General features: G+C 56.6%; 25 protein-coding genes. 13 read left to right on the top strand and 12 right to left on the bottom strand.

Features of this window, described 5'->3' with window-relative positions; genetic code table 11:
• Positions 1-109 precede the first annotated feature (109 nt).
• Positions 110-670 (top strand): ATP-dependent protease subunit HslV, encoded by a 561-nt coding sequence (gene hslV, locus ACR0K4_RS15040; RefSeq protein WP_480519714.1) that lies wholly within the window; start codon positions 110-112, stop codon positions 668-670.
• Here the strand turns inward: hslV and ACR0K4_RS15045 are convergent.
• Positions 659-1,900, bottom strand: a complete 1,242-nt coding sequence (locus ACR0K4_RS15045; RefSeq protein ID WP_480854626.1) for an MFS transporter — start codon at positions 1,898-1,900, stop codon at positions 659-661. The two genes, hslV and ACR0K4_RS15045, sit on opposite strands and share 12 nt — an antisense overlap.
• 172 nt (positions 1,901-2,072) lie before the next feature.
• Here ACR0K4_RS15045 and hslU point away from each other — a divergent pair, with 172 nt between their 5' ends.
• The 3 genes from hslU (at position 2,073) to ACR0K4_RS15060 (ending at position 5,794) form a co-directional block, all read left to right on the top strand.
• Positions 2,073-3,380, top strand: coding sequence for an ATP-dependent protease ATPase subunit HslU (gene hslU, locus ACR0K4_RS15050; RefSeq protein WP_480519718.1), 1,308 nt, complete (start codon positions 2,073-2,075; stop codon positions 3,378-3,380).
• A 96-nt stretch (positions 3,381-3,476) separates the two neighbouring features.
• On the top strand, positions 3,477-4,577 hold the full coding sequence (locus ACR0K4_RS15055) for an alpha/beta hydrolase (RefSeq protein ID WP_480519720.1): 1,101 nt from the start codon (positions 3,477-3,479) through the stop codon (positions 4,575-4,577).
• Entirely contained in the window at positions 4,574-5,794 is a 1,221-nt protein-coding gene (locus tag ACR0K4_RS15060) for an MFS transporter (protein WP_480854628.1), read from the top strand. Before ACR0K4_RS15055 ends, ACR0K4_RS15060 begins: the two co-directional genes overlap by 4 nt.
• Here ACR0K4_RS15060 and ACR0K4_RS15065 read toward each other — a convergent pair.
• From ACR0K4_RS15065 to ACR0K4_RS15075, 3 genes are read right to left on the bottom strand one after another with little or no spacing between them, the layout of a single operon-like run.
• The gene (locus tag ACR0K4_RS15065) at positions 5,791-6,378 is read right to left on the bottom strand and encodes a Smr/MutS family protein (protein WP_480854629.1); all 588 of its coding nucleotides are present in this window, start codon (positions 6,376-6,378) and stop codon (positions 5,791-5,793) included. The genes ACR0K4_RS15060 and ACR0K4_RS15065 overlap by 4 nt on opposite strands.
• On the bottom strand, positions 6,378-7,412 hold the full coding sequence (gene mltA, locus ACR0K4_RS15070; protein ID WP_480854631.1) for a murein transglycosylase A: 1,035 nt from the start codon (positions 7,410-7,412) through the stop codon (positions 6,378-6,380). Before mltA ends, ACR0K4_RS15065 begins: the two co-directional genes overlap by 1 nt.
• Positions 7,409-8,068 carry a Tim44/TimA family putative adaptor protein gene (locus ACR0K4_RS15075; RefSeq protein ID WP_480519728.1) on the bottom strand — a complete coding sequence of 220 codons (660 nt, stop codon included), beginning with the start codon at positions 8,066-8,068 and terminating at the stop codon, positions 7,409-7,411. Before ACR0K4_RS15075 ends, mltA begins: the two co-directional genes overlap by 4 nt.
• A 108-nt stretch (positions 8,069-8,176) precedes the next feature.
• On the opposite strand from ACR0K4_RS15075, the gene ACR0K4_RS15080 reads away from it, so the two are divergent.
• Both ACR0K4_RS15080 and secB read left to right on the top strand, forming a co-directional pair.
• Complete coding sequence (locus tag ACR0K4_RS15080) at positions 8,177-8,677, top strand: FxsA family protein (RefSeq protein ID WP_480519730.1); 501 nt, start codon at positions 8,177-8,179, stop codon at positions 8,675-8,677.
• Between the two features lie 54 nt (positions 8,678-8,731).
• Positions 8,732-9,229 (top strand): protein-export chaperone SecB, encoded by a 498-nt coding sequence (secB, locus tag ACR0K4_RS15085; RefSeq protein WP_480519732.1) that lies wholly within the window; start codon positions 8,732-8,734, stop codon positions 9,227-9,229.
• A 27-nt stretch (positions 9,230-9,256) separates the two neighbouring features.
• Here the strand turns inward: secB and dnaQ are convergent, their stop codons facing one another.
• Genes dnaQ through ACR0K4_RS15105 form a run of 4 tightly spaced genes read right to left on the bottom strand, consistent with a single transcriptional unit; the run spans position 9,257 to position 11,991 of the window.
• A complete protein-coding gene (gene dnaQ, locus ACR0K4_RS15090) occupies positions 9,257-9,979 on the bottom strand; it encodes a DNA polymerase III subunit epsilon (protein ID WP_480519734.1) in 723 nt (240 codons plus the stop codon).
• A complete protein-coding gene (coaE, locus tag ACR0K4_RS15095) occupies positions 9,972-10,565 on the bottom strand; it encodes a dephospho-CoA kinase (RefSeq protein ID WP_480854632.1) in 594 nt (197 codons plus the stop codon). Before coaE ends, dnaQ begins: the two co-directional genes overlap by 8 nt.
• Positions 10,562-11,395: a shikimate dehydrogenase gene (locus ACR0K4_RS15100; protein ID WP_480854633.1), complete on the bottom strand. Its 834-nt coding sequence runs from the start codon at positions 11,393-11,395 to the stop codon at positions 10,562-10,564. Before ACR0K4_RS15100 ends, coaE begins: the two co-directional genes overlap by 4 nt.
• A complete protein-coding gene (locus tag ACR0K4_RS15105) occupies positions 11,392-11,991 on the bottom strand; it encodes a Maf family protein (protein ID WP_480854634.1) in 600 nt (199 codons plus the stop codon). Before ACR0K4_RS15105 ends, ACR0K4_RS15100 begins: the two co-directional genes overlap by 4 nt.
• 405 nt (positions 11,992-12,396) lie before the next feature.
• Here ACR0K4_RS15105 and ACR0K4_RS15110 point away from each other — a divergent pair, with 405 nt between their 5' ends.
• From ACR0K4_RS15110 to ACR0K4_RS15140, 7 genes are all read left to right on the top strand, one after another.
• Complete coding sequence (locus ACR0K4_RS15110) at positions 12,397-12,846, top strand: CopD family protein (protein WP_480519742.1); 450 nt, start codon at positions 12,397-12,399, stop codon at positions 12,844-12,846.
• A gap of 125 nt (positions 12,847-12,971) precedes the next feature.
• Positions 12,972-14,243: a transcription termination factor Rho gene (rho, locus tag ACR0K4_RS15115; protein ID WP_480854636.1), complete on the top strand. Its 1,272-nt coding sequence runs from the start codon at positions 12,972-12,974 to the stop codon at positions 14,241-14,243.
• Positions 14,244-14,277: 34 nt separating this feature from the next.
• Entirely contained in the window at positions 14,278-15,564 is a 1,287-nt protein-coding gene (gene mnmE / locus ACR0K4_RS15120) for a tRNA uridine-5-carboxymethylaminomethyl(34) synthesis GTPase MnmE (protein ID WP_480854637.1), read from the top strand.
• A gap of 12 nt (positions 15,565-15,576) precedes the next feature.
• Positions 15,577-17,445, top strand: a complete 1,869-nt coding sequence (gene mnmG / locus ACR0K4_RS15125) for a tRNA uridine-5-carboxymethylaminomethyl(34) synthesis enzyme MnmG (RefSeq protein ID WP_480854638.1) — start codon at positions 15,577-15,579, stop codon at positions 17,443-17,445.
• Entirely contained in the window at positions 17,442-18,056 is a 615-nt protein-coding gene (gene rsmG / locus ACR0K4_RS15130; RefSeq protein ID WP_480854639.1) for a 16S rRNA (guanine(527)-N(7))-methyltransferase RsmG, read from the top strand. Before mnmG ends, rsmG begins: the two co-directional genes overlap by 4 nt.
• Entirely contained in the window at positions 18,049-18,852 is an 804-nt protein-coding gene (locus ACR0K4_RS15135; protein ID WP_480519749.1) for a ParA family protein, read from the top strand. The genes rsmG and ACR0K4_RS15135 overlap by 8 nt, the downstream gene beginning before the upstream one ends.
• Before the next feature lie 20 nt (positions 18,853-18,872).
• Entirely contained in the window at positions 18,873-19,766 is an 894-nt protein-coding gene (locus ACR0K4_RS15140) for a ParB/RepB/Spo0J family partition protein (RefSeq protein WP_480854640.1), read from the top strand.
• On the opposite strand, the gene ACR0K4_RS15145 is transcribed toward ACR0K4_RS15140, so the two are convergent.
• Genes ACR0K4_RS15145 through rph form a run of 4 tightly spaced genes read right to left on the bottom strand, consistent with a single transcriptional unit; the run spans position 19,756 to position 22,581 of the window.
• Positions 19,756-20,109: a YbaN family protein gene (locus tag ACR0K4_RS15145; protein ID WP_480519753.1), complete on the bottom strand. Its 354-nt coding sequence runs from the start codon at positions 20,107-20,109 to the stop codon at positions 19,756-19,758. The genes ACR0K4_RS15140 and ACR0K4_RS15145 overlap by 11 nt on opposite strands.
• A gap of 3 nt (positions 20,110-20,112) precedes the next feature.
• Positions 20,113-21,267, bottom strand: a complete 1,155-nt coding sequence (hemW, locus tag ACR0K4_RS15150; RefSeq protein WP_480854641.1) for a radical SAM family heme chaperone HemW — start codon at positions 21,265-21,267, stop codon at positions 20,113-20,115.
• Positions 21,257-21,871, bottom strand: a complete 615-nt coding sequence (rdgB, locus tag ACR0K4_RS15155) for an RdgB/HAM1 family non-canonical purine NTP pyrophosphatase (protein ID WP_480854642.1) — start codon at positions 21,869-21,871, stop codon at positions 21,257-21,259. The genes hemW and rdgB overlap by 11 nt, the downstream gene beginning before the upstream one ends.
• Positions 21,868-22,581: a ribonuclease PH gene (gene rph / locus ACR0K4_RS15160; protein ID WP_480854643.1), complete on the bottom strand. Its 714-nt coding sequence runs from the start codon at positions 22,579-22,581 to the stop codon at positions 21,868-21,870. The genes rdgB and rph overlap by 4 nt, the downstream gene beginning before the upstream one ends.
• Positions 22,582-22,593: the final 12 nt, after the last annotated feature.

Below are 22,593 nucleotides of genomic sequence, written 5' to 3' on the forward strand. Positions count from 1 at the left end.
ATTGGTAACCCCGGATTGCACGCATTGCATATCTTTTAGGCAGTTTGAGAACGGTTGCGCTGGCTGCTGGTCCGACCCATATAGGACGCCGGATAGTACGGAGGCTTTCATGGCAGACAGCGATTTTCCCGGTTGGCATGGCACAACGATTATTGGCGTCAAGAAAGACGGCCACGTGGTGATTGCGGGCGACGGGCAGGTCAGTCTGGGTCAGACCGTGATCAAGGGCACCGCCCGCAAGGTGCGCCGTTTGTCGCCCGGTGGGTTTGAAGTGGTTGCCGGGTTCGCCGGATCGACGGCGGATGCCTTCACGCTGCTGGAACGTTTAGAAGCCAAGCTGGAAGCCACGCCGGGTCAACTGGCCCGCGCCTCGGTCGAGCTGGCGAAGGACTGGCGCACCGACAAGTACCTGCAAAAGCTAGAAGCGATGCTGATCGTGACTGACGGTAAGGACCTGCTGGTCATCACCGGGGCAGGGGACGTGCTGGAGCCCGAACACAACGTGGCCGCCATCGGTTCGGGCGGGAACTTTGCCCTGGCAGCAGCGCGCGCGATGATGGATAGCGACAAAGCCGCCGAGCAGGTGGCGCGCGAGGCGATGGCAATTGCCGCTGATATCTGTGTCTATACCAACGGTAATCTGACGGTTGAGGAGATCTCAGGCCAATAGCGCCTTGATCTCTTTTCCTTTCCAGCGCCGGTGCATACCGATCAGGCCAAAGATCGCCGCAACGATCACGATATAGTAGGGCACGCGGATGTCGATGCTCATCAATCCGCCGCCGATCAGGGACATGATGCCCCCGGCCAGACAGAATACAGCTGTGGTCACGCCCATAACCCAGCCTTGATCGGCCTCGCTGACACTTGACGAAAACAAACCCAGCATTGTGGGGTAGGCAACCCCGAACAGGAAATAGAAGAAAAAGACCGGGACATAGATTAGGATTCCGCTGGGGATAAAGGCGAATGCCAAGCCGCAGATCACCATCACGATCAGAGAGGTGTAGATGATCTGATGTTTGCTGAATCTTTCCTGCGCGGGCTTAACCAGGAATGTACTGGAAAACGCCAGGGCAAAACCGATCACAACCATGGCCACGCTGCCGCCGATCACGCCATATCCGAATTTGCTGGTCAAGAAATTGTCGACGAACACATAGAAGGTGACGTTGGCGATCATGAAAAACGAATAGACCGGCAGGATTTTCAGAACCGTCGGGTGTTCGCGTACAGCGATCAGGCTATCCGTGACATCGCGGGCGCGGAACACAAAAGCGGCGCGCTCGGTCCGCGTGTCCTTGAAGAAGGTCAGGACAAGGAAGATGGCGATCAGGACCAGAACAAAGGCCCCGTAAAACGGTGTTTTCAGGGTCGCAACGCTGCCCAGCAAGGCCGCGTCGGACAGGACGGCTCCGATGATGGGCCCTCCGACAAGGCCAAAGCTGACGCCGGTCACGATATAGCCCATGTTTCGGTCACGATCCGCAGCATCGGTGCTGCCATCGATCATCGCGGCTTGCGCGATAGGTTGGTTGCCTGCGGTAAACCCGGTGATCGACCGGCCCACGATCAGCAGCAGCAGGCTGTTGATATAGAGGGCGGCAATCGTCAGCGCGTACCCAATCAGCGCCCCACCCAAACAGACCAGCAATGCGTTTTTCCGTCCGATCGAGTCCGAGACTTTGGACACGTAGACAACGCCCAGAAACCACGACAGAAAAAAACAACCGATCACCAGACCATAATAAAAGTGCCGTGTGCCCATGGCCGTGCTTTCCGGCAGGAAGCCCGATTTCGTCTCCATAATCAGCGAGTTGATGATGGGAAAGACAAGCCCCTGTCCGATCAGGTCCACAAACACCACAAACAGAAGGGTGATCTTGGCAATTTTCGTCATTTCCGCACTCCGGACCCTCAACACCTTGAAATCACTGTATCAGAGGGCGCGCCGATCACCTAAGGAAAGCATTTGCAAAGCGGAAAGGGCATTGCTAAGCAACGCCGCCGATGTTGTTTTCGCCCTTGCGGTGACTACGTAAGCCAAACCGCTGATCGAAAGGACTGCCCCCGTGACCGACCTGACCCCGCGCGAGATTGTCTCGGAACTGGATCGTTTTATCATCGGGCAGAAGGATGCCAAACGCGCAGTGGCCGTCGCGCTGCGCAACCGCTGGCGGCGCAAGCAGTTGGCGGATGACATCCGCGATGAGGTTTACCCGAAGAACATCCTGATGATCGGACCCACCGGCGTTGGCAAGACCGAGATCAGCCGCCGTCTCGCGAAACTGGCCCGCGCGCCTTTCATCAAGGTCGAGGCCACCAAGTTTACCGAGGTCGGCTATGTCGGCCGCGACGTGGAACAGATTGTGCGCGATCTGGCGGATGCAGCGATCATCCAGACCCGCGAATACATGCGCGAAGATGTGAAGGCCCGCGCCCATCAAGCTGCGGAAGATCGTGTGATCGAAGCCATCGCCGGAACAGACGCCCGCGAAGCCACGCGCGAGATGTTCCGCAAGAAACTGAAAGCCGGGGAACTGGACGATACCGAGATCGAGCTGGAACTTTCGGACACGTCAAACCCGATGCCGATGTTCGACATCCCCGGACAACCCGGCGGCCAGATGGGGATGATGAATCTGGGCGATATCTTCGGTAAAGCCTTTGGCGGGCGCACCGTCAAGAAACGTATGACCGTCGCCGACAGCTATGACGCGCTGATCGGGGAAGAAGCCGACAAGCTGCTGGATGATGAAACCGTCAATCGTGTCGCCTTGGAGTCGGTCGAACAGAACGGCATCGTGTTTCTGGACGAGATCGACAAGGTCTGCGCGCGCGCCGAAGCACGCGGTGGCGATGTCAGCCGGGAAGGGGTGCAGCGCGACCTGCTGCCTCTGATCGAAGGCACCACGGTGTCCACCAAGCACGGCCCGGTGAAAACCGACCATATCCTGTTCATCGCCAGCGGAGCGTTCCACATCGCCAAACCCTCGGACCTGTTGCCGGAATTGCAGGGGCGTCTGCCGATCCGTGTCGAGTTGCGGGCGCTGACCGAAGAAGATTTCGTGCGTATCCTGACCGAGACCGATAACGCTCTGACCCGCCAATACACTGCCCTGATGGGCACCGAAGAGGTCACCGTCAGCTTTACCGATGACGGCATCGCCGCGCTGGCCAAGATCGCGGCGGATGTGAACCAGAGCGTCGAAAACATCGGCGCACGGCGGCTTTATACGGTGATGGAGCGGGTGTTCGAGGAACTCTCGTTCACTGCGCCCGATCAGGCCGGGGCCGAGATCACCGTGAACGCACAGTTTGTCGAGGACAATCTGGGCGAGCTGACGAAATCCACCGACCTCAGCCGTTACGTTCTGTAACGCCATTTGACAGGAATTGCACCAAAGTCGCCTTGTGTCGCTGGACGCGAGGCCAGAATTCGTTAGCTTGACGCAATAGCTATCCGAGGTCCGCCCGTGCTGCGCCAATTTATCGTTTTGATTGCATTCCTGTCTTTGACCTCATGTACGGACAGGACAATTACCGAAACCGTGCCCTCGGCGCTGGAGGTTGGCACGCCAGTCAAGGTCTTTGCCAGCACGACGCGCGCCCGAGAGGCAGACGGCTCCTACGGCTTTCGCCGCGCCGATAGCCTGAAATTTCTGGATACAACAGTCTCGATCCCTCCAAGCCATACGCCCGGTACGCTCAAGTTTTCATATGCAAACCCGGATCCCAACAAGGAATTCGTGCTGGTCGACACAACAGAACTGGACAGTTCGCGGGATTTGCAGAAACACCTGCGCGGACAGGACGAGGTGACGATATTCGTGCATGGGTATAATTCGACCCAGACCGAGACCATTTTTCGCGCGGCGCAACTGTCCCACGACATTGGTCTTCCGGGCAGCATTCTGGTCTATTCCTGGCCAAGCCGCGCCACGGGCTTCGGCTATGCCTATGATCTGGACAGCATGCTGTTTGCCCGCGACGGGCTGGAAGAGACCATACGCGACCTGAAATCCATGGGCGTAAAACGCGTGATCTTGGTCGCGCACAGTATGGGAAGCGCCCTGTCAATGGAGATGATGCGGCAGGCCGAATTGCAAGAGCCTAACTGGCCGAACCGAAACATCGAGGGAGTTATACTGATCTCTCCCGATCTGGATGTGGATCTGTTCCGGTCGCAGATGGAACGGATCGACAATCCTCCTGATCCCTTCGTCGTGATGGTGTCGCAGAAGGATAAAATCCTGAACATTTCGGCCCGCCTGCGCGGCACGGCTGAGGGCGAACGTCTGGGCAACATCAGCTCGATCGAGTCGCTATCCGAATTTCCGATCAACGTGATCGACACAACCGCCTTCAACAGCGATGCACAATCGTCTCACTTCGTCGCCGCCACCTCTCCTGCGTTGCTGACCATTCTGAATTCGGTTCGCCGGGTGTCGTCTACATTCGGACCGGACGGACCGCCCGGGATCGATATTCTGGTTCCCAGGAGTCAGCGCAACGTTGACGGCGCGACCGAAATTGTGCTGAGCGAAACTGGTGAGACCAAAGTGATCACTCCGTGATCCAACGCGGGCCTGTTCGCTACCTGTGGGACAACGCACGGTGGCTTGGTGCAGGTGTGCTTTTGACCTTTTTGTCCAGCTTCGGACAGACGTTTTTCATCTCGATCTTCTCGGGCGAGATTCGCACTGCTTTCGGGTTGAGCCATGGTGGCTGGGGTGGGTTGTATTCGCTGGGCACCACCGTCTCGGCCATTGTCATGATCTGGGCTGGCAGCCTGACCGATATTTTTCGCGTGCGGGTTCTGGGGCCTGTAGTGCTAACCGGGCTGGCATTTGCCGCCCTTGCCATGGCGCTGAACAACTGGCTGGTTCTTCTGCCCCTCGTGGTCTTTTTTCTGCGCCTGTTCGGGCAGGGCATGAGCACCCATCTGGCGCTGGTTGCAATGGCGCGCTGGTTTACCGCCACGCGGGGCAAAGCGTTGTCAATCGCATCAGCAGGGTTTTCGGTTGGCGAGGCGTTGCTGCCGGTTCTGTTTGTCGCCGCAATGGTCTATCTGGACTGGCGCTGGCTTTGGGTAATCTCAGCCGGTGTCACCATACTTGGCATTCCCTTACTGCATAGCCTTCTACGGAACGAACGCACGCCCCAAAGCCTGTCCAGCGAATACGCAGCCGAAGGAATGCAGGGTCGCCATTGGACCCGCACCGAGGCGCTGTGCCATCCACTGTTCTGGTTCATGGCCCCCACGCTGCTGGGACCATCGGCTTTTATTACAGCGTTTTTCTTTCATCAGGTTCATCTGACCGAGGTCAAAGGCTGGCAACACATAGAGTTGGTGGCCCTTTTTCCGGTTTACACCGGCGTTTCCCTGCTTGCGATGTTCGCGACGGGATGGGCGCTGGACAAATGGGGGACCGTGCGCCTGATCCCGTACTATCAATTACCCATGGCGTTGGGATTTGTGATCCTCTCTGCCGCAGGATCGATCATCGGTGCCACCATAGCATTGATCTTTTTGGCGATTACAGTCGGAGCAAACAGCACCTTGCCCAGCGCATTCTGGGCCGAATTCTACGGCACCCGGCACATCGGCGCGATCAAAGCCATGGCCACAGCGGTTATGGTGTTTGGCTCTGCCATCGGGCCCGGTATGACAGGGGTTCTGGTCGATCATGGGGTTCCGCTGGACCAACAATTCCGGTGGATCGGGGTCTATTTTGTACTGGTGTGCATTCTGGCAAAAACCGGTGTTACCCGCGCCGCGCGCACGCTTTAACGGCTGCGACGCAGATAAACGTAGTAAGCCCCGTCACCGCCATGGCTGATATGCGCAGGGGTCACCTGCAGCACCGCCTGCGCCAATGGCGGTATGGACAGCCAATGCGGCACCTGGTTGCGCAATACGCCGCGCGGGGTCGGGATGGGGCCGGGCTCGTCCCGATCCTTACCTTTGCCTGTCACCACAAGAACCAGTCTCTTGCCAGAGGCTTGTGCCGTCAGAATGAAACGCACCAATGCAGGATGCGCGGTATCCACGCGCATCCCATGCAGATCCAGCTTGCCTTCGGGCTTCAGCTTGCCGCGTTTCAGGCGGCCAAACGCCTTGCGATCCATCTGAACAGGTTTCGCATGCAGACTTTCCGTAATCGACGGTTTCAACGCATTGCGTGCGGGTTTAGCGGGCGCTATTTGGCCAATTTCGAAATCTTCGAGTCTAACTTTGGGCGTTTTGATCGGTTTCGGCTTGGGCAACGTGGTGGGATGCACTATCGGGGGAAGTTCGGGATGCAGGCGTTCAGCTTGTTTGGCGACCTTGCGCCACAGCTCGATCTCGTCAGAAGTCAGCTTGCGGCGAGTCATCAGAATTCATCCGGCAACAGGGCATAGGCCCGCTGAATGGGAAGCAAAACCACCATCCGACCCGGATCCTTCAGGCGACCAGCTGCCTGGCCCGCTTGGTCTCCGGTTCCGAAAAAGATATCCGCGCGTTGCGCGCCCTTGATGGCCGAGCCGGTATCCTGCGCGATCATCAATCGCCGCAGCGGGTTTTTTCCGTCTTTCTCAACCCAAACCGGGGCGCCCAAAGGTGTATAGACCGGATCTGCCGCAATACTGCGCATCGTGGTGACAGACCGGTTCATCGCGCCCAACGGCCCAAGCTCAGGCGCAACGCGGGTGACTTCGCGAAAGAATACGTAAGAAGGGTTGTGGAGCAGCAACTCGGCCCCAGCGTCGGGATTTTTTCGCACCCACGCCTGTATCATCTGCGCGCTAACCTGATGCGCGCCCAGCGCGCCGCGCCGGATTAGCTCGGCCCCGATCGAGCGGTACGGATGCCCGTTTGCCCCGCCATATCCAACTCTCAGCGCACCTCCGTCCGGCAGACGCACGCGGCCCGAGCCTTGAATTTGCAGAAAGAACAACTCAACCGGGTCATCGACCCAAGCGATCTCCAACCCGCGATCGGACATGGCACCGCTGGTCAGAATGTCACGGCGGCTCAGCCATTGGTCCACACCTCGGGCTTCAGGCGGCATCTTGTAGATGGGATATCTGAAGCGGGCGGATCGTGTGCGTGACCCATCCAACTCAGGTTCGAAATAACCAGTGAAAAGAGCATCTTTGCCGTCTTCGACCAGAACAGGGCGAAAGAACAACTCAAAAAACGCACGCGCAGCATCGGCTTCATAGGTGCGCGCGACGCCGCATAACGCGCGCCAATCCGGATCATCCAGATCGCCACACGTGTTCAGAAAAACCGAAAGGGCCGCCCCGTGGTCATCGGCGGCCCAGCCATCAAGGTCATCAAAAGACAGGATGGATCGCGTTGCCTCGGCACTGGCGGCGGTGGTCATGACGGCCACCAGACAAAGCGACCGAAGCGCTGCAATCATGCGTCCGTAGCAACAAGCAGCCAGTTCGGATCGTCCGAGCCCATGACACGGGCAAAAGTCCAGCTGTCCTTTTGGCGTTTGACCGTGTTGGGATTGCCTTCGATGATATCGCCGCCGCGATCCCGCACGACCGAGGTCAGCTCGCCGATGAACTTCATGGTAATCTCGGCTTCATTGCTGTCCTTGTCGAACCTGACATCCGAAAGCGTCGTTTCGCGCACCCCAACGAATTCCGCCTCGATCGTCAGGCCCTGGTCTTCTCGAGCGGCGACAACCGACACGAATGTGTCAAACACCTCTTCCGACAGGAAAGGCTGGATTTCATCCAGATTTCCTTTTTCGAACCCCATCACGATCAGTTCATAAGCTCCGCGCGCGCCCTGCACAAATTCGCTGACGGAAAACGCGGGCTCAATCCGCTTCATCGCGGCCAGGGTTTGCGCCTGTTCGCTGTCTTCTTGGACATGATCAGTGATATCGTGATCCGGCCCACCTTCGATCACTTCGAAATCACGGCGCGACTTGTGTGCCTCCGGCTGTTGCTGCAGCGGTGGTTTTTCAAAACCTTCACGCGTACCCAGCACGCTTTTCAGGCGCAGGATCAGGAAGATGGCAATTCCGGCCAGCACCAGAAGCTGGATCAGGGGTGAGTTCATTTCGTCCTCATTTCAGAACCCGGGCTTTGTATACGCAGCCCTCTGCCACTATGTAGGTGACAGTTCGGGCCAAGTCCACAGCCCGACACATGCTAAAGGTTAACGCAAATGTATCTGTTCTTGGCTTTTTTATTGGTTCCGATCATCGAAATCGCCCTGTTCATCCAGGTTGGCGGCCTGATCGGACTGTGGCCGACCCTTGCGATCGTGGTTCTGACGGCCGTTTTGGGCACCGTATTGGTCCGGACACAAGGTCGCATGGCACTTGCCAACCTGCAACGCTCGTTCGCTGAGCTGGATGACCCGACCGAGCCGCTGGCCCATGGCGCCATGATCCTGTTATCGGGCGTCCTGCTGCTGACACCGGGATTTTTCACGGATGCCGTTGGTTTCGCATTGCTAATTCCCGGCATTCGGGTCGCTGTGTTCCGGTACCTCAAGTCCAAGGCAACGATCACGCATTTCCAGATGGGCACCGGCGCACAGTTCCGCACAGGCCCACAGCCGTTCTCGGAAGATGATGTGATCGACGGTGAATTTACCGAGGTCCGGCCCCGCCAGGACCCGTCAAAGCCATCGAAATGGGTAGAAGGCCCGCACCGGCATTGAGGTGCCCCGCCCAACTTGCTAAGCAATGGCGGATTTTAGTTTCGGAGTAGTTCCATGGCCGAAGAAGACGCCAAAGAAAACACCGCGGCCCAGGCCGCCCCGCAAATCCAGATGCGCGTTCTGGGACAGTTCATCCGCGATCTGTCTTTTGAGAACGTGATGGCCCAGAAGGGTGTGTCGGGCGATGTGCAGCCCGAGATCAACGTACAGGTCAATCTGGATGCGAAAAAGCGCCCGGCTGATCATCAGTTCGAAGTATCGATCAAACTGAACCTCAAGTCCAAAGCCAAGGGCATGGAGGATGTTCTGTTCCTGTGCGAGATCGACTATTGCGGTCTGTTCCACGTGGAAGGGGTCGCCGATGATCAGCTGCACCCGTTCCTGATGATCGAATGCCCGCGGATGCTGTTCCCGTTCCTGCGTCGCATTGTCAGCGATGTGACGCGCGATGGTGGCTATCCGCCTGTGAATCTGGACAATATCGACTTTGTCGGCCTGTATCGAAACGAGCTGATGCGCCGTCAGGCAGAAGCGCAAAAAGCCGAAGCCTAAACATTTTGACCCGCGCCGGAGCCAATCTCAGGCGCGGGTCCACAGGGCGGTTTCGCCCAAACCTTCGACAAATTTTTTGTGTGCCGCGCGTTCCTCTTCCGTGATGCGGGAAGGCAAAGCAGTCGGACGCGCCCCGGGACGCCATTCCTCTCCGCCACCGGCGCCGGATGTCCCCGCCGTCGACAAACCGAAATCCGGCTGGCGGCCACCAATCAACTCCAGATAAACTTCGGCCAGAATTTCCGAGTCGAGCAACGCCCCGTGCAACACGCGGTTCGAGTTGTCGATATTGAATCGCCGGCACAACGCATCCAGAGAGGCCGGAGAGCCGGGGAATCGCTTGCGCGCGATTGCCAGCGTGTCCAGCGCCTGCTCCATCGGGATTAGCGGCAAACCCATCCAACCCAGCTCAGCGTTCAAAAACTTCATGTCGAACGAAGCGTTGTGGATCACCAGCCGGGAATCTTTCACAAAGTCGCGAAATCCCTGACCCACCTTGGCAAAGACCGGCTTATCCTTCAGCGTCACTTCGCCCTTTTCCGGTGGGCGCGGAGAGTCCAGCAGATCGGGGCCAATGCCATGCACGCCAAACGCCTCTTCGGGCATTGAGCGCTGCGGATTGATATAGACGTGATAAGTCTCACCCGTGGCCACATGGTTCCACAGCTCGACCGCGCCGATCTCGACGATCCGGTCACCGCTTTCGGGATCGAACCCCGTGGTTTCGGTATCCAGTACGATCTCACGCATCAGCCATCCTCGCCCGTATCTGCCTGATCACATCCTGCACCTGGCTGCGGGCGTGGTCCAGAGTGTCTGTCACAATGATGAAATCCGATCGTGCGCATTTGTCGTCATTCGGCATCTGCTTAGCCCTGATCTGTTCGAACTGCGCCTCGGTCATCGTTCCACGCGTCATCACCCGGCGCTTTTGCTCAGCCGGCGGGATCGAAACACAAGCAACCGCATCCATTGCAACATCTCCACCGGTTTCAAACAGCAGGGGAATATCAAAGACCAGAATATCGGCAGATGCCTTATCTCTAAAGGCGGCGCGGTCCACACCAACCAACGGGTGCACAATCGCCTCGATTTGTTTCAACGCGGCGACATCTTCTGCGATGATCTGTTTCAACGCCTCCCGGCTGACCGCCCCGTCCGTGACAGCGGCAGGGAAGGCTGCACGCATCGGCTCAACAGCTGCGCCGCCGGTCGAATAAAGCCGATGGACTGCCGCATCGGCGTCCCAAACGGCGCAACCTTCATCCGCAAACATCTGCGCGGTGGTGCTTTTGCCCATTCCGATCGATCCGGTCAGACCCAGTGCAAAGCTCATGCCAAAACAGCCGCACGCAGATCGTCCGTCACTTCGGGGCGCACACCAAACCAGCGTTCAAACCCGGGCACCGCCTGATGCAGCAACATGCCAAGCCCATCTACGGTGGTGCAGCCCGCCTCATCCGCGGCGCACAACAGATGGGTCTTGAGCGGAACATAGACCAGATCAGTGACCACTGTGCCGGGCTGCAAACCGTCAAGCGGCACCCGCAGTTCCGGCTGACCCTGCATCCCGAGCGAACTTGTATTGACGACCAGCTCGGCCTCGTCGATCACATTTCCTGCCTGAACCCAATCGACCACCGAGATCGTGGGACCAAATTCCTCACTCAGCTGCTCGGCACGGCTGCGAGTGCGGTTGGTCAGCTTGATCTCCGGCACGCCTGCCTCGACCAGAGCTTGCAAAACCGCCCGGGCTGCGCCGCCTGCACCAAAGACAACCGCTGGCCCATCGCCCGGGCGCCAATCCGGCGCGCCGCTGAGAAGGTTTTCCATGAATCCGTAGCCATCTGTGTTGTCGGCGTGGATCGAACCGTCGGGCTGAAACACCAGCGTATTGGCCGCGCCGATCAGTTTAGCCCGGTCGGTCGCCTGATCCGCAAGCTGTAACGCAGCCACTTTGTGCGGCACGGTAACATTGGTGCCGACAAATCCGGCCTTTGGTAGGATCTTCAGAACACTCGCCAGATCGTCAGGGGCCACGTCCATCGGGACATAGTGGCCCGCCAGTCCGTAGGTTTTCAACCAATGGCCGTGCAACTGCGGCGATTTCGAGTGTGCCACCGGATGCCCGATGACCCCGGCCAAAGGAATTTTTGCCTTGTTCATTGATCGATCACCCCTTTGACCGCCAGAAAATTCAACAGCTCCAACAGGGGCATACCCAAAACGTTAAAATAGTCACCGTCAATGGTGGCGAACAGGCGCACGCCCTCTTCCTCAAGCTTGTACGCCCCGACAGCGTGGCGGATACTGTCCCAGTTGCGGTCGATATAAGCGCGCAGATAGGCATCCGAACTTGCCCGCATCCGCAATCGCACCTGACCGACATGACGCCAGATCGGCTCGGCATTCTGATAGATCACCGCCGCCGACAACAGCATATGACGCTTGCCGCGCATGGCTTTCAGCTGGGTCAGAGCGTCCTCGGGGCTTTGAGGCTTCGACAGCAATTGCCCGTCGAAATCCAACACCTGATCGCAACCCAGAACCATCGCGTCCGGATTCTTGTCGCTGACTTTGCGGGCCTTCATATCGGCCAATGTATCAGCGATGTCACGCGGACTGGCCCCTTCGGCCAGAAGCGCGCGCTTGGCGGTATCCTCATCCACGCGGGCGGTCTGGGCTGTGAACCGCACGCCCGCATTCTGCAAAAGCTGCGACCGGATGGACGACCCCGAGGCCAGGATGATGGGGACAGACATGTGGAAAACCTGCTGAGCAATTGGTGAAAGCGTCAGGGATGGTTTGTATGGTTTTCCGGTTGACACGCAAGCCCGGCATTTTCGTGAAAATCTCAGCCGAGTCGCTCAGGGATTGTCCAATCTGGGTAAGGATAACTTGGGCCAAAGGGATAACATGGATATCCAGACTTACCCCATGACTTATCCCCAAAGTCAATCAAACTGATATCATATAAGACGTTGAAATTTAATAAATAAAATGAAAATCAACAGAGCCCTACGATGTCATAACAAACCCTGTCCACCTGGGGAAAAACCATGGGTAACAAAGTAATCCACTGATTTGAGCGACCCTACAAAACCATCATCCTTTTTCTTTTCTATTTTTTTTATTAGGGAGTGTCGTAAGCAATCCCCGGAGCCCAAATGACTGATCTTCTTTTCACGTTATACCCCTGGGTGAAATCACTGCATATCATGGCTGTAATCTCATGGATGGCTGGCTTGTTTTATTTGCCCAGATTGTTCGTGTACCACGTCGAAAAAGCGCAGGCGGTCGATGGGGCAGAACAGATTTTCTTTGAAATGGAAGAAAAGCTGCTGCGGGTGATTATGCGTCCTGCGATGATTGTGTCTTGGGGTTGTGGTCTTGTCATGGTTTTCACACCGGGCATCATTGGCTGGGATTGGAGCTGGCCCTGGGTCAAGGGCGCTGCCGTGATCGCCATGACCTGGTTCCATCACTGGCTGATGGCGCGGCGTAAAGATTTCCTTGAGGGGCAAAATAAGCTCACCGGACGGCAGTATCGCATGATGAACGAGGTTCCGACCGTTTTGATGGTTGCCATCGTCCTGGCGGTCATTCTGAAGTTCTGAGGGCCTGTTTGACTCCGAAGCGCTGGCCGCTTATGTAATTCGCAACACGCCCGTCCGGGCGGCGTATCTTCCGTATTGAAATTCCACTCCGTGCCGCGACCATTGCGGCCAAGGATCGTATCATCATGTCCACTGAATCTCTGAATCTGGCCGACCTGAAGGCCAAAAGCCCCAAAGACCTTCTGGCCATGGCCGAAGAACTGGAAATCGAAAACGCCTCGACCATGCGGAAGGGCGAGATGATGTTCCAGATTCTCCGTGAACGTGCGGATGAAGGCTGGACCGTCGGCGGCGATGGCGTGCTTGAGGTGCTGCAGGATGGTTTTGGCTTTCTGCGCTCGCCCGAGGCGAACTATCTTCCCGGTCCCGATGACATTTATGTCTCACCTGACATGATCCGCCAACATTCGTTGCGCACCGGGGATACGGTCGAAGGTGAAATCAAAGCGCCCGACGATAACGAGCGTTACTTTGCCTTGACCAAGGTCACGAAGATCAACTTCGAGAAACCCGAAAAAGCCAAACACAAGATCTTGTTCGACAACCTGACGCCGCTTTACCCCGAAGAGCGGCTGAAGATGGAGATCGAAGATCCGACGATCAAGGACAAGTCGGCTCGGGTGATCGACCTGGTCGCGCCGATTGGCAAAGGCCAGCGTTCGCTGATTGTTGCCCCGCCGCGCACGGGTAAGACGGTGATCCTGCAGAACATCGCGCATTCCATCGAACAAAACCACCCGGAATGCTATCTGATTGTCCTGCTGATCGATGAACGTCCCGAAGAAGTGACTGACATGCAGCGCTCGGTGAAGGGAGAGGTTGTCTCCTCAACCTTTGACGAACCCGCGACCCGCCACGTGGCCGTGTCCGAGATGGTGATCGAAAAAGCCAAGCGTTTGGTCGAGCATAAACGAGATGTTGTTATTCTTCTTGACTCGATCACAAGACTTGGTAGGGCGTTTAACACTGTGGTCCCATCTTCGGGCAAAGTTTTGACCGGTGGTGTGGACGCCAACGCCCTGCAACGGCCGAAACGCTTCTTCGGTGCGGCGCGGAATATCGAAGAGGGTGGATCATTGACCATCATCGCGACCGCGCTGATCGATACCGGCAGCCGGATGGACGAAGTGATCTTTGAAGAGTTCAAAGGTACCGGCAACTCGGAAATCGTTCTGGATCGTAAGATTGCGGACAAGCGCGTGTTCCCTGCGATCGATATCCTCAAGTCCGGCACCCGGAAAGAGGACCTGCTGGTCGACAAGGGCGATCTGGCCAAGACCTTTGTTCTGCGCCGCATCCTCAACCCGATGGGCACGACGGACGCGATCGAATTCCTGCTTTCGAAGCTGAAGCAGACGAAATCGAACGGGGATTTCTTCGACTCGATGAATACCTGACACCATCAGGTCTTAACGAACGCGAGGCCTTCGAATGGACACGATATTCGCCTTGGCCAGCGCACAAGGCAAAGCAGGGGTGGCGGTGATCCGTCTCTCGGGTGCGTTGGCGCATTCTGCTGTAGAGGACTTGACCCGGGGTGCTCTGCCGTCGCGCGGGATGAAAGTCCGAACTCTTTTTGCGCCTGACGGGTCACGGCTGGATGAAGGGCTGGTCCTGACCTTCCAAGCCCCGGCCAGTTTCACCGGAGAAGATGTTGCCGAGTTACAAATACACGGAAGCACGGCATCGGTGAGTGCAGTCATGCACTGCTTGTCTGACACTGAAGGACTGCGTTTGGCCGAACCGGGCGAATTCACACGTCGGGCCCTGGAAAACGGAAAGATGGATCTGACGCAGGTCGAAGGACTTGCCGATCTTATCGACGCAGAAACCGAAGCCCAGCGAAAACAGGCGCAAACGATTCTGGCCGGAGAGTTAGGCGGTTTGGCTGAGAGCTGGCGACGAGACCTGATCCGCGCTGCATCTTTGTTGGAAGCAGTTATCGATTTTGCCGATGAGGAGGTTCCGACGGACGTAACACCCGAGGTAAATCTACTGATCTCGGGCGTTATTGCAGATCTGCAGCGTGAAGCGCGCGGGGTTCAGATTGCCGAACGTATCCGCACCGGGTTTGAAGTTGCCATTGTGGGATTGCCTAATGCAGGTAAATCAACTTTGCTGAATGCACTGGCGGGACGAGAGGCTGCGATTACCTCGGAATACGCTGGAACAACACGAGATGTCATTGAAGTTCGAATGGACCTCGCGGGTCTGCCTGTGACGTTGCTGGATACCGCCGGCTTGCGGGAAACTGAGGACCATATTGAATCGCTGGGAGTTGAGTTGGCCCGCAAACGCGCCGAATCGGCTGATTTGCGTGTTTTCCTATCCGAAGATCCAGCTGTTTTGGGTGTTGCGCCGCGCCCGGGCGATATTCAGGTGTTACCGAAATCGGATTTGCGCGATGAATGCAACACCGGCGTATCCGGAAAAACTGGCGAAGGTTTGGATCGTCTCGTCCACAATATATCGCGGGTTTTGTCAAAACGCTCTACAAGCCATGGTATCGCGACTCGAGAACGCCATCGTGTGGCGCTGAATTCAGCTAAAGATTCATTGAATGCGGCCGTCGCTGTACTGGAATCAGGACCCGAGCTATATGATATTGCGGCAGAAGAAATCCGCACTGCCATTCGTGCACTTGAAACATTGGTCGGCCGGATCGGTGTGGAAGATTTGCTGGATGAGATTTTCTCGAGCTTTTGCCTCGGTAAGTAAGGAGTGTTTCACGTGAAACATTCAAGTTTTGATGTCGTAGTCATTGGTGCGGGTCATGCCGGGGCTGAAGCTGCACATGCATCGGCCCGAATGGGTGCGGCTACAGCTTTGGTGACACTGTCCGAAACGGATATTGGTGTTATGTCCTGTAACCCCGCGATCGGCGGTTTGGGAAAAGGACATTTGGTTCGCGAAATCGATGCCATGGATGGCGTTATGGGGCGCGTTGCCGATCAGGCAGGGATCCAGTTTCGCCTTTTGAACAGGCGAAAAGGACCAGCTGTGCAAGGACCGCGGACCCAGGCGGATCGAAGCTTGTACCGCGCCGCTATGCAGAGAGAGACAGCCCAAAGGCCAAACCTTGACGTTGTGGTTGGTGAAGTTGTCGATTTTTTAATGAACGGGATCCATGTTGCGGGTGTCGTTCTGGCTGACGGGTCTGAAGTGCACGCGAAAGCTGTCATATTGACATCAGGCACCTTTCTACGCGGCGTTATTCATATCGGAGACGTATCACACCCAGGTGGCCGAATGGGGGATCAACCGTCTGTTAAACTGGCGGAGCGGCTGGATGCTTTGGATCTTCCTCTGGGGCGATTAAAAACAGGTACTCCGCCACGGCTGGATGGCCGGACAATTGACTGGTCCGGGCTGGAGATGCAGAAAGGCGATGATGATCCGACATTGTTTTCGTTTCTTTCAAAATCTGTCGTCGCGCCACAGATATCGTGTGGAATCACGCATACAAATCTCCGAACACATGAGATTATCGAGAAAAACCTGTCCCGATCCGCGATGTATGGTGGGCACATCGACGGGGTCGGCCCGAGGTATTGCCCGTCGATCGAGGACAAAGTTGTTCGGTTTTCCGAGAAAGATTCGCACCAAATCTTCTTGGAGCCCGAAGGGATCAATGATCACACGATATATCCAAACGGGATATCGACGTCTCTGCCGCAGGACGTGCAACTTGACTACGTCAGATCAATTAAAAGCCTTGAAAAAGCTAATATATTGCAGCCGGGGTATGCGATTGAATATGACTATATTGATCCACGGGTCCTGACGTCTTCTTTGGCATTGCCGCAAATTCAAGGCCTCTTCCTTGCAGGTCAGATAAATGGAACTACGGGGTATGAGGAAGCTGCAGCACAGGGCCTCGTTGCGGGTTTGAACGCAGCTCAGTTCTGTTTTGATCGCGAGCCGGTGCATTTTTCACGTTCTTCGTCCTATATCGGTGTCATGATTGACGACCTGACGACGCGCGGAGTTGCTGAGCCGTACCGAATGTTCACATCTCGAGCGGAGTTCCGGTTGTCGCTGCGCGCAGACAATGCAGACCAGCGATTGACACCGGTTGGTATTGATTTGGGATGCGTCGGTGAAGAAAGAAGCTGTCGTTTTAACGATAAAATGGACATGTTAACTGCGGCGAAGCAGAGGCTCACTGATAAAACCTACACTCCGAAAGAGGTAAACGCGGCTGGCATTGCAGTGAATCAGGACGGCAATCGTAGGGATGGCATGGCGATCCTCGCTTTTCCGGATGTTGGTTTTGGTGATTTGATACCGCTGATTCCTGAGTTGGAAACAGTCGAAGCTGAAATTCGCCTACAGGTGGAGCGTGACGCACTTTATTCAAATTACATTGAACGGCAAAAACGAGATGTAGAGGCGATGAAGCGCGACGAACATCACGAAATTCCGCATGATTTTGACTATATTTCTTTGGAAGGCTTGTCATCAGAAGTTAAGCAAAAGCTGTCATCCGCGCGACCAGAGAACATGTCTCAGGCAAGTCGGGTAGAGGGTGTGACGCCTGCTGCATTGGCTTTGCTTTTGGCAAAGCTGCGACGTGACCAGAGGGTTCGCAGGGTATGAACGACAATCTGATCGAGGCTTTGAATGTTTCACGTGAAACATTTGAGCGCCTCAGCACCTATGTCGATCTCGTCAGGCGATGGAATCCGAAGATTAACCTTGTTTCAAGAAATAGCCTTTCGGAAATCTGGGTTCGGCATATCCAGGATTCCATTCAGGTTTTTGATTGCGCGGGACCCTTTGATACATGGTGCGACCTCGGCAGTGGCGGCGGATTTCCGGGGCTTGTGTGCGCAATTCTGGCGGCGGAACACGCGCCGGATTCGCATTTTAAGCTGGTAGAAAGCGATCAACGCAAGTCTGCGTTCCTGCGGACGGCGGCCCGGGAATGTGACGTAAATTGTCATGTGATTTCAAAACGGATCGAAATGATTGAGCCGCTGAATGCAGATATCTTGTCCGCACGCGCATTGGCCGATCTTCGGGCACTTTTGTCTTTTTGTGACAGGCATTTAAGCGGAGCTGGGACGGCTCTGTTGCCGAAAGGCGCACAGTGGAAAAAAGAGATCGAAGATGCCCGGGAAGAATGGAAATTTGATGCTGAGCCAATTACAAGTCTAACGGAACCCAAGGCCGTTATCCTTAAGATTAAAGGAGTTTCTCGTGGTTGACCTGTCTCGTCCATCCGGGCCGCGGATTATTGCCGTTGCAAATCAGAAGGGTGGAGTTGGGAAAACGACAACAGCGATCAATCTTGCGGCTGGATTGGCTGAATCGGGGTGCAAGGTACTTGTCGTTGATCTGGACCCGCAAGGAAATGCCTCGACCGGGCTAGGGGTCGAAGACCGGGATTGGACGGCCTACGATCTAATATTGGACGACGCCCCTTTGGAGGCTGTGGTTCAGGAGACTGAAATTGACGGGCTGTTTGTGGTTCCCGCGACCGTGGATCTGAGTTCGGCAGATATCGAACTGATCTCGAACGAAAAGCGCAGCTACTTGCTTCATGATGCCCTGCGGCAGACCGCAATCGACAAATTTGACTTGGATTTCGTTTTGATTGATTGCCCGCCGTCACTCAACCTTCTGACTGTTAATGCAATGGTGGCTGCACATTCTGTGCTGGTTCCCCTACAAAGCGAGTTCTTTGCTTTGGAAGGATTGTCGCAATTGATGCTCACCATTCGCGAGGTACGTCAGACGGCGAATCCGGACCTCAGAATCGAAGGTGTTGTGTTGACTATGTATGACAACCGCAACAACTTGTCCCGTCAGGTCGAAAAAGACGCACGTGACAATCTGGGTGAGATGGTATTTAAAACAAAGATACCCAGAAATGTGCGGGTCAGCGAGGCGCCTTCTTATGCGTTGCCTGTGCTCCAATATGACTCCGGGTCTCTCGGCGCGATGGCGTATCGGCATCTGGCCCGCGAGGTGATGCACAAGAATAACAAAGTCGCCGTTTAAGCGACCGTCAGGAGAGCATGATGAACGTCAGGAAAAGCAAATCCCGAGGGTTGGGTCGAGGATTGTCTGCGTTGATGGCCGATGTGACACCTGAGGCCGATGGTCGGATCACATCCGAGCCGCGTCGCCCTGATCTAAAGGTGCCAATAGAAAAGCTGCAGGCGAACCCGGATCAGCCGCGCCGCAGATTTGCGCAGGAACAGCTGGACGAGCTTGCAGCGTCGGTCAAGGAAAAGGGGATCATTCAGCCTTTGATCGTGCGCAGTATTGCGGGCGGACAATATGAAATCGTTGCAGGTGAACGCCGTTGGCGCGCCGCTCAAATGGCGCAACTGCATGAAATCCCAGTCATTGTGCGCGAATTCGATGACACCGAAGTGCTGGAAGTCGCGATCATCGAAAACATCCAGCGTGCTGACCTAAACGCGGTGGAAGAGGCGGCTGGTTTCAAGCAGTTGATGGATCGCTTTGGGCATACGCAAGAGAAGTTGGCCGAAGCGCTGGGTAAAAGCCGCAGCCACATTGCCAATTTGCTGCGTCTGTTGTCCTTGCCGATGGATGTGCAGACGCTGGTGATCGAAGGCAAGCTGTCGGCTGGGCATGCGCGCGCCTTGATCACGGCTGAGAATCCGTCGGAACTGGCAAAACAAGTGGTTCGGGACGGCCTTTCGGTGCGCGCGACCGAAGCATTGGTCAAGAAACAACAAAGCGGTCCGGATAGATCCGTGCCGAAGTCCAGAAATCTGAATGCCGGGAAGGACGCGGATACGCGCGCGCTTGAAAAAGACCTGTCGGCCATCCTGGCTATGAAGGTCACGATCAATCACAAGCCCGGATCGGAATCAGGGCAGGTTGTTCTGGCCTATGAAAACCTTGATCAGCTGGATGATCTTTGCGCCAAGCTCAGCCGTTAGGACGTGTCCAGATAAAGATCATCACCGCTCCAAGCGTCACCGCCTGAATGATCAGAACAAACAGCGGTACGGAAATCAGAATCGAAATTCCAAAGACAGCGGCGACCGACAAGGTGGCCGCTTTTTTTGCAGCAGGTCGGATAGCGCCCGAGTTCTGCCAGTCAACAATCAGCGGCCCGAAGGTTCGATGGGTCAGCAACCAAGTGTGCAGTCTTGACGATGACCGGGCAAAGAAAAATGCAGCCAAAAGCAGAAAGGGAACAGTCGGCAGTAAAGGCAATACGATACCGATCATCGCAAGAGCGACGCAGAGCAAACCCAATCCGGCCCATAGATATTGCATCATCTATCCCAACAATTCCCGGATCACGGCGTTCAGCACCGCACGTCCATTTCTAGTAGCTCTGAGTCGATTGCTCTGGAACTCGACCATCCCCAGATCAGTCAGCGTTTCCAGTTGATTTTGTGGTAGTGGATCGCCTGCGAGAGTTTCAAATCGATCTACATTTAGGCCTTCTGATAAACGCAGACACATCATAAGGTATTCAACGGCCTGATCCTGATGTGCCAGCTCGGTACGGTTGCTCTCACCCGACCCCGATGTTGCGGCACTCAGCCATTGCGTCGGTGACAGCTGTGTCTCGGTCGCGTATTTGCGTCCGTTCAGGGTCAGGCGTCCGTGCGCGCCAGGGCCAATCCCGATGTAATCACCATAGCGCCAATAGATCAGATTGTGCTGCGACTCTGCGCCGGGCCGGGCGTGGTTCGAGACCTCATAGGCGGGCAGGCCATGGGCGTCGCAGATCTCTTGTGTGACCAGATACATCTCGGCGGCGCTGTCATCTTCGGGCAGGCCGCGCAGTTTCCCGACGGCATAACGGTCACCGAAGGCGGTGCCGTCCTCAATGGTCAATTGGTACAGAGACAAGTGATCGACAGCCATCGACAGGGCCTCGGTCAGTTCCATGCGCCAGGCGTCCAGCGTCTGGTGTTGGCGGGCATAGATCAGGTCAAAGCTGACCCGGTCGAAGCAGTCCCGCGCGATGTCAAAAGCGGCACGGGCCTCGGCGACGGTATGGATGCGGCCCAGACGACGCAGGTCGTCATCGTTCAGTGCCTGCACGCCCATTGAAATCCGGTTCACACCCGCGTCGCGATAGGCGGTGAAGCGCCCGGCCTCGACCGAACCGGGATTGGCTTCGAGCGTGATTTCCATGTCGTTGGCCGGGCGCCAGAGCGCGCGGGCTTCGTCGATCACGGCGGCGACGGTTTCGGGGTCCATCAGGGATGGCGTGCCGCCACCGAAGAAGATCGTGTTCAGGACCCGGTCGGGCGTTTCGGCGGCAGAGCGGCGTAGTTCGCTAAGATAGGCTTCAAGCCATTGTTTTTGATTGATATTTCTGGAAACATGGCTGTTGAAATCGCAATACGGGCATTTGGCCTCGCAAAACGGCCAGTGCACATACAGGCCAAAGCCCCCGTTGCGCCAATCATCCGCCAAAGCAGCCTTTCACGAACATCTCCACCGCGCGGCCGCGATGGCTGATTTTGTTCTTTTCCCAGCGATCCATTTCCGCAAAGGTAATGTCGTGGCCCTCGGGGACAAACATCGGGTCATAGCCAAAGCCGCCTTCGCCGCGGATGGGCCAGACCAGATGTCCGGGGGCGATGCCTTCGAACACCTCGTCGTGCCCGTCCGGCCAGGCCAACACCAGCGTGCTGCGGAATTGCGCGGTGCGTGGATGGGGCGCATTCTTCGCTTCCAACTCATTATGCGCGCGGGTCATCGCCATCAGGAAATCGCGGCCATTGCCGGTTTCGGCCCAATCGGCGGTGTAAACACCGGGTGCACCGTCCAGCGCGTCGATGGTGATACCGGAATCGTCCGACAGGGCAGGCAGGCCGGTCGCTTGCGCGGCAGCGTGGGCCTTTATCCGGGCGTTGCCGACAAAGGTGTCCTCGGTTTCTTCGGGCTCGGGCAGGTTCATGTCGCCCGCGCCCATCACCGTCACGCCAAAAGGTTCGAGCAGATGCGCGACCTCTTCCAACTTGCCTTTGTTGTGGGTGGCGACCAGCAGCCGGTCGCCGTCAAACTTGCGGGTCATGCGGTGGCGGCTTTCTGGGCTGCCGCCAATTCACGTACGCCTTTTTCCGCCAGATCCATCAGCTGATCCATCTGCGCGCGGCTAAAGACGGAGCCCTCGGCGCTCATCTGCACTTCGATCAGCTTGCCGGAACCGGTCATGATGAAATTGCCATCGACCCCGGCTTCGCTGTCTTCGGGATAGTCCAAGTCCAGCACCGGCTGACCGGCATAGATACCACAAGACACAGCGGCCACCGGATCAACCAGGGGGTCAGAAATCACGTCACCGGTTTTCATCAGCTTGTTCACCGCCAGACGCAGCGCCACCCAGCCCCCGGTGATCGAGGCGCAGCGGGTGCCGCCATCGGCCTGAATGACATCGCAGTCGACGGTGATCTGACGTTCTCCCAAGGCGACGCGATCCACACCGGCGCGCAGGGCGCGACCGATCAGGCGCTGAATTTCCACGGTGCGCCCGCCTTGCTTACCCGAGGCCGCTTCGCGCCGCATCCGAGTATTGGTTGCGCGCGGCAGCATACCGTATTCTGCAGTGACCCAGCCCAGACCCGAGCCCTTGATGAAGGGCGGCACGCGATCCTCGATCGTGGCGGTGCAAAGCACATGGGTGTCGCCCATCTTGATCAGGCAGGACCCTTCGGCATGTTTGGTGAAACCTGTCTCAATGGAAACAGCGCGCATTTCGTCTAGATTACGTCCTGAGGGTCGCATGGGCATTCCTTT

It is taken from the genome of Ruegeria sp. K11 (genome assembly GCF_056531905.1).

Excerpts from the sequence above, each read along its gene's own strand:
- dnaQ (WP_480519734.1), bottom strand. The coding sequence starts at position 9,979 with ATGCGTGAGATCGTACTGGATACCGAAACCACGGGGTTCGATCCCGAA.
- rph (WP_480854643.1), bottom strand. The coding sequence starts at position 22,581 with ATGCGACCCTCAGGACGTAATCTAGACGAAATGCGCGCTGTTTCCATT.
- mnmE (WP_480854637.1), top strand. The coding sequence starts at position 14,278 with ATGGACACGATATTCGCCTTGGCCAGCGCACAAGGCAAAGCAGGGGTG.
- mltA (WP_480854631.1), bottom strand. The coding sequence starts at position 7,412 with ATGATTGCAGCGCTTCGGTCGCTTTGTCTGGTGGCCGTCATGACCACC.
- ACR0K4_RS15075 (WP_480519728.1), bottom strand. The coding sequence starts at position 8,068 with ATGAACTCACCCCTGATCCAGCTTCTGGTGCTGGCCGGAATTGCCATC.
- ACR0K4_RS15080 (WP_480519730.1), top strand. The coding sequence starts at position 8,177 with ATGTATCTGTTCTTGGCTTTTTTATTGGTTCCGATCATCGAAATCGCC.
- rdgB (WP_480854642.1), bottom strand. The coding sequence starts at position 21,871 with ATGACCCGCAAGTTTGACGGCGACCGGCTGCTGGTCGCCACCCACAAC.
- ACR0K4_RS15145 (WP_480519753.1), bottom strand. The coding sequence starts at position 20,109 with ATGCAATATCTATGGGCCGGATTGGGTTTGCTCTGCGTCGCTCTTGCG.
- secB (WP_480519732.1), top strand. The coding sequence starts at position 8,732 with ATGGCCGAAGAAGACGCCAAAGAAAACACCGCGGCCCAGGCCGCCCCG.
- ACR0K4_RS15105 (WP_480854634.1), bottom strand. The coding sequence starts at position 11,991 with ATGTCTGTCCCCATCATCCTGGCCTCGGGGTCGTCCATCCGGTCGCAG.
- ACR0K4_RS15065 (WP_480854629.1), bottom strand. The coding sequence starts at position 6,378 with ATGACTCGCCGCAAGCTGACTTCTGACGAGATCGAGCTGTGGCGCAAG.
- ACR0K4_RS15100 (WP_480854633.1), bottom strand. The coding sequence starts at position 11,395 with ATGAACAAGGCAAAAATTCCTTTGGCCGGGGTCATCGGGCATCCGGTG.
- ACR0K4_RS15110 (WP_480519742.1), top strand. The coding sequence starts at position 12,397 with ATGACTGATCTTCTTTTCACGTTATACCCCTGGGTGAAATCACTGCAT.
- rho (WP_480854636.1), top strand. The coding sequence starts at position 12,972 with ATGTCCACTGAATCTCTGAATCTGGCCGACCTGAAGGCCAAAAGCCCC.
- rsmG (WP_480854639.1), top strand. The coding sequence starts at position 17,442 with ATGAACGACAATCTGATCGAGGCTTTGAATGTTTCACGTGAAACATTT.
- ACR0K4_RS15140 (WP_480854640.1), top strand. The coding sequence starts at position 18,873 with ATGAACGTCAGGAAAAGCAAATCCCGAGGGTTGGGTCGAGGATTGTCT.
- hslV (WP_480519714.1), top strand. The coding sequence starts at position 110 with ATGGCAGACAGCGATTTTCCCGGTTGGCATGGCACAACGATTATTGGC.
- ACR0K4_RS15045 (WP_480854626.1), bottom strand. The coding sequence starts at position 1,900 with ATGACGAAAATTGCCAAGATCACCCTTCTGTTTGTGGTGTTTGTGGAC.
- coaE (WP_480854632.1), bottom strand. The coding sequence starts at position 10,565 with ATGAGCTTTGCACTGGGTCTGACCGGATCGATCGGAATGGGCAAAAGC.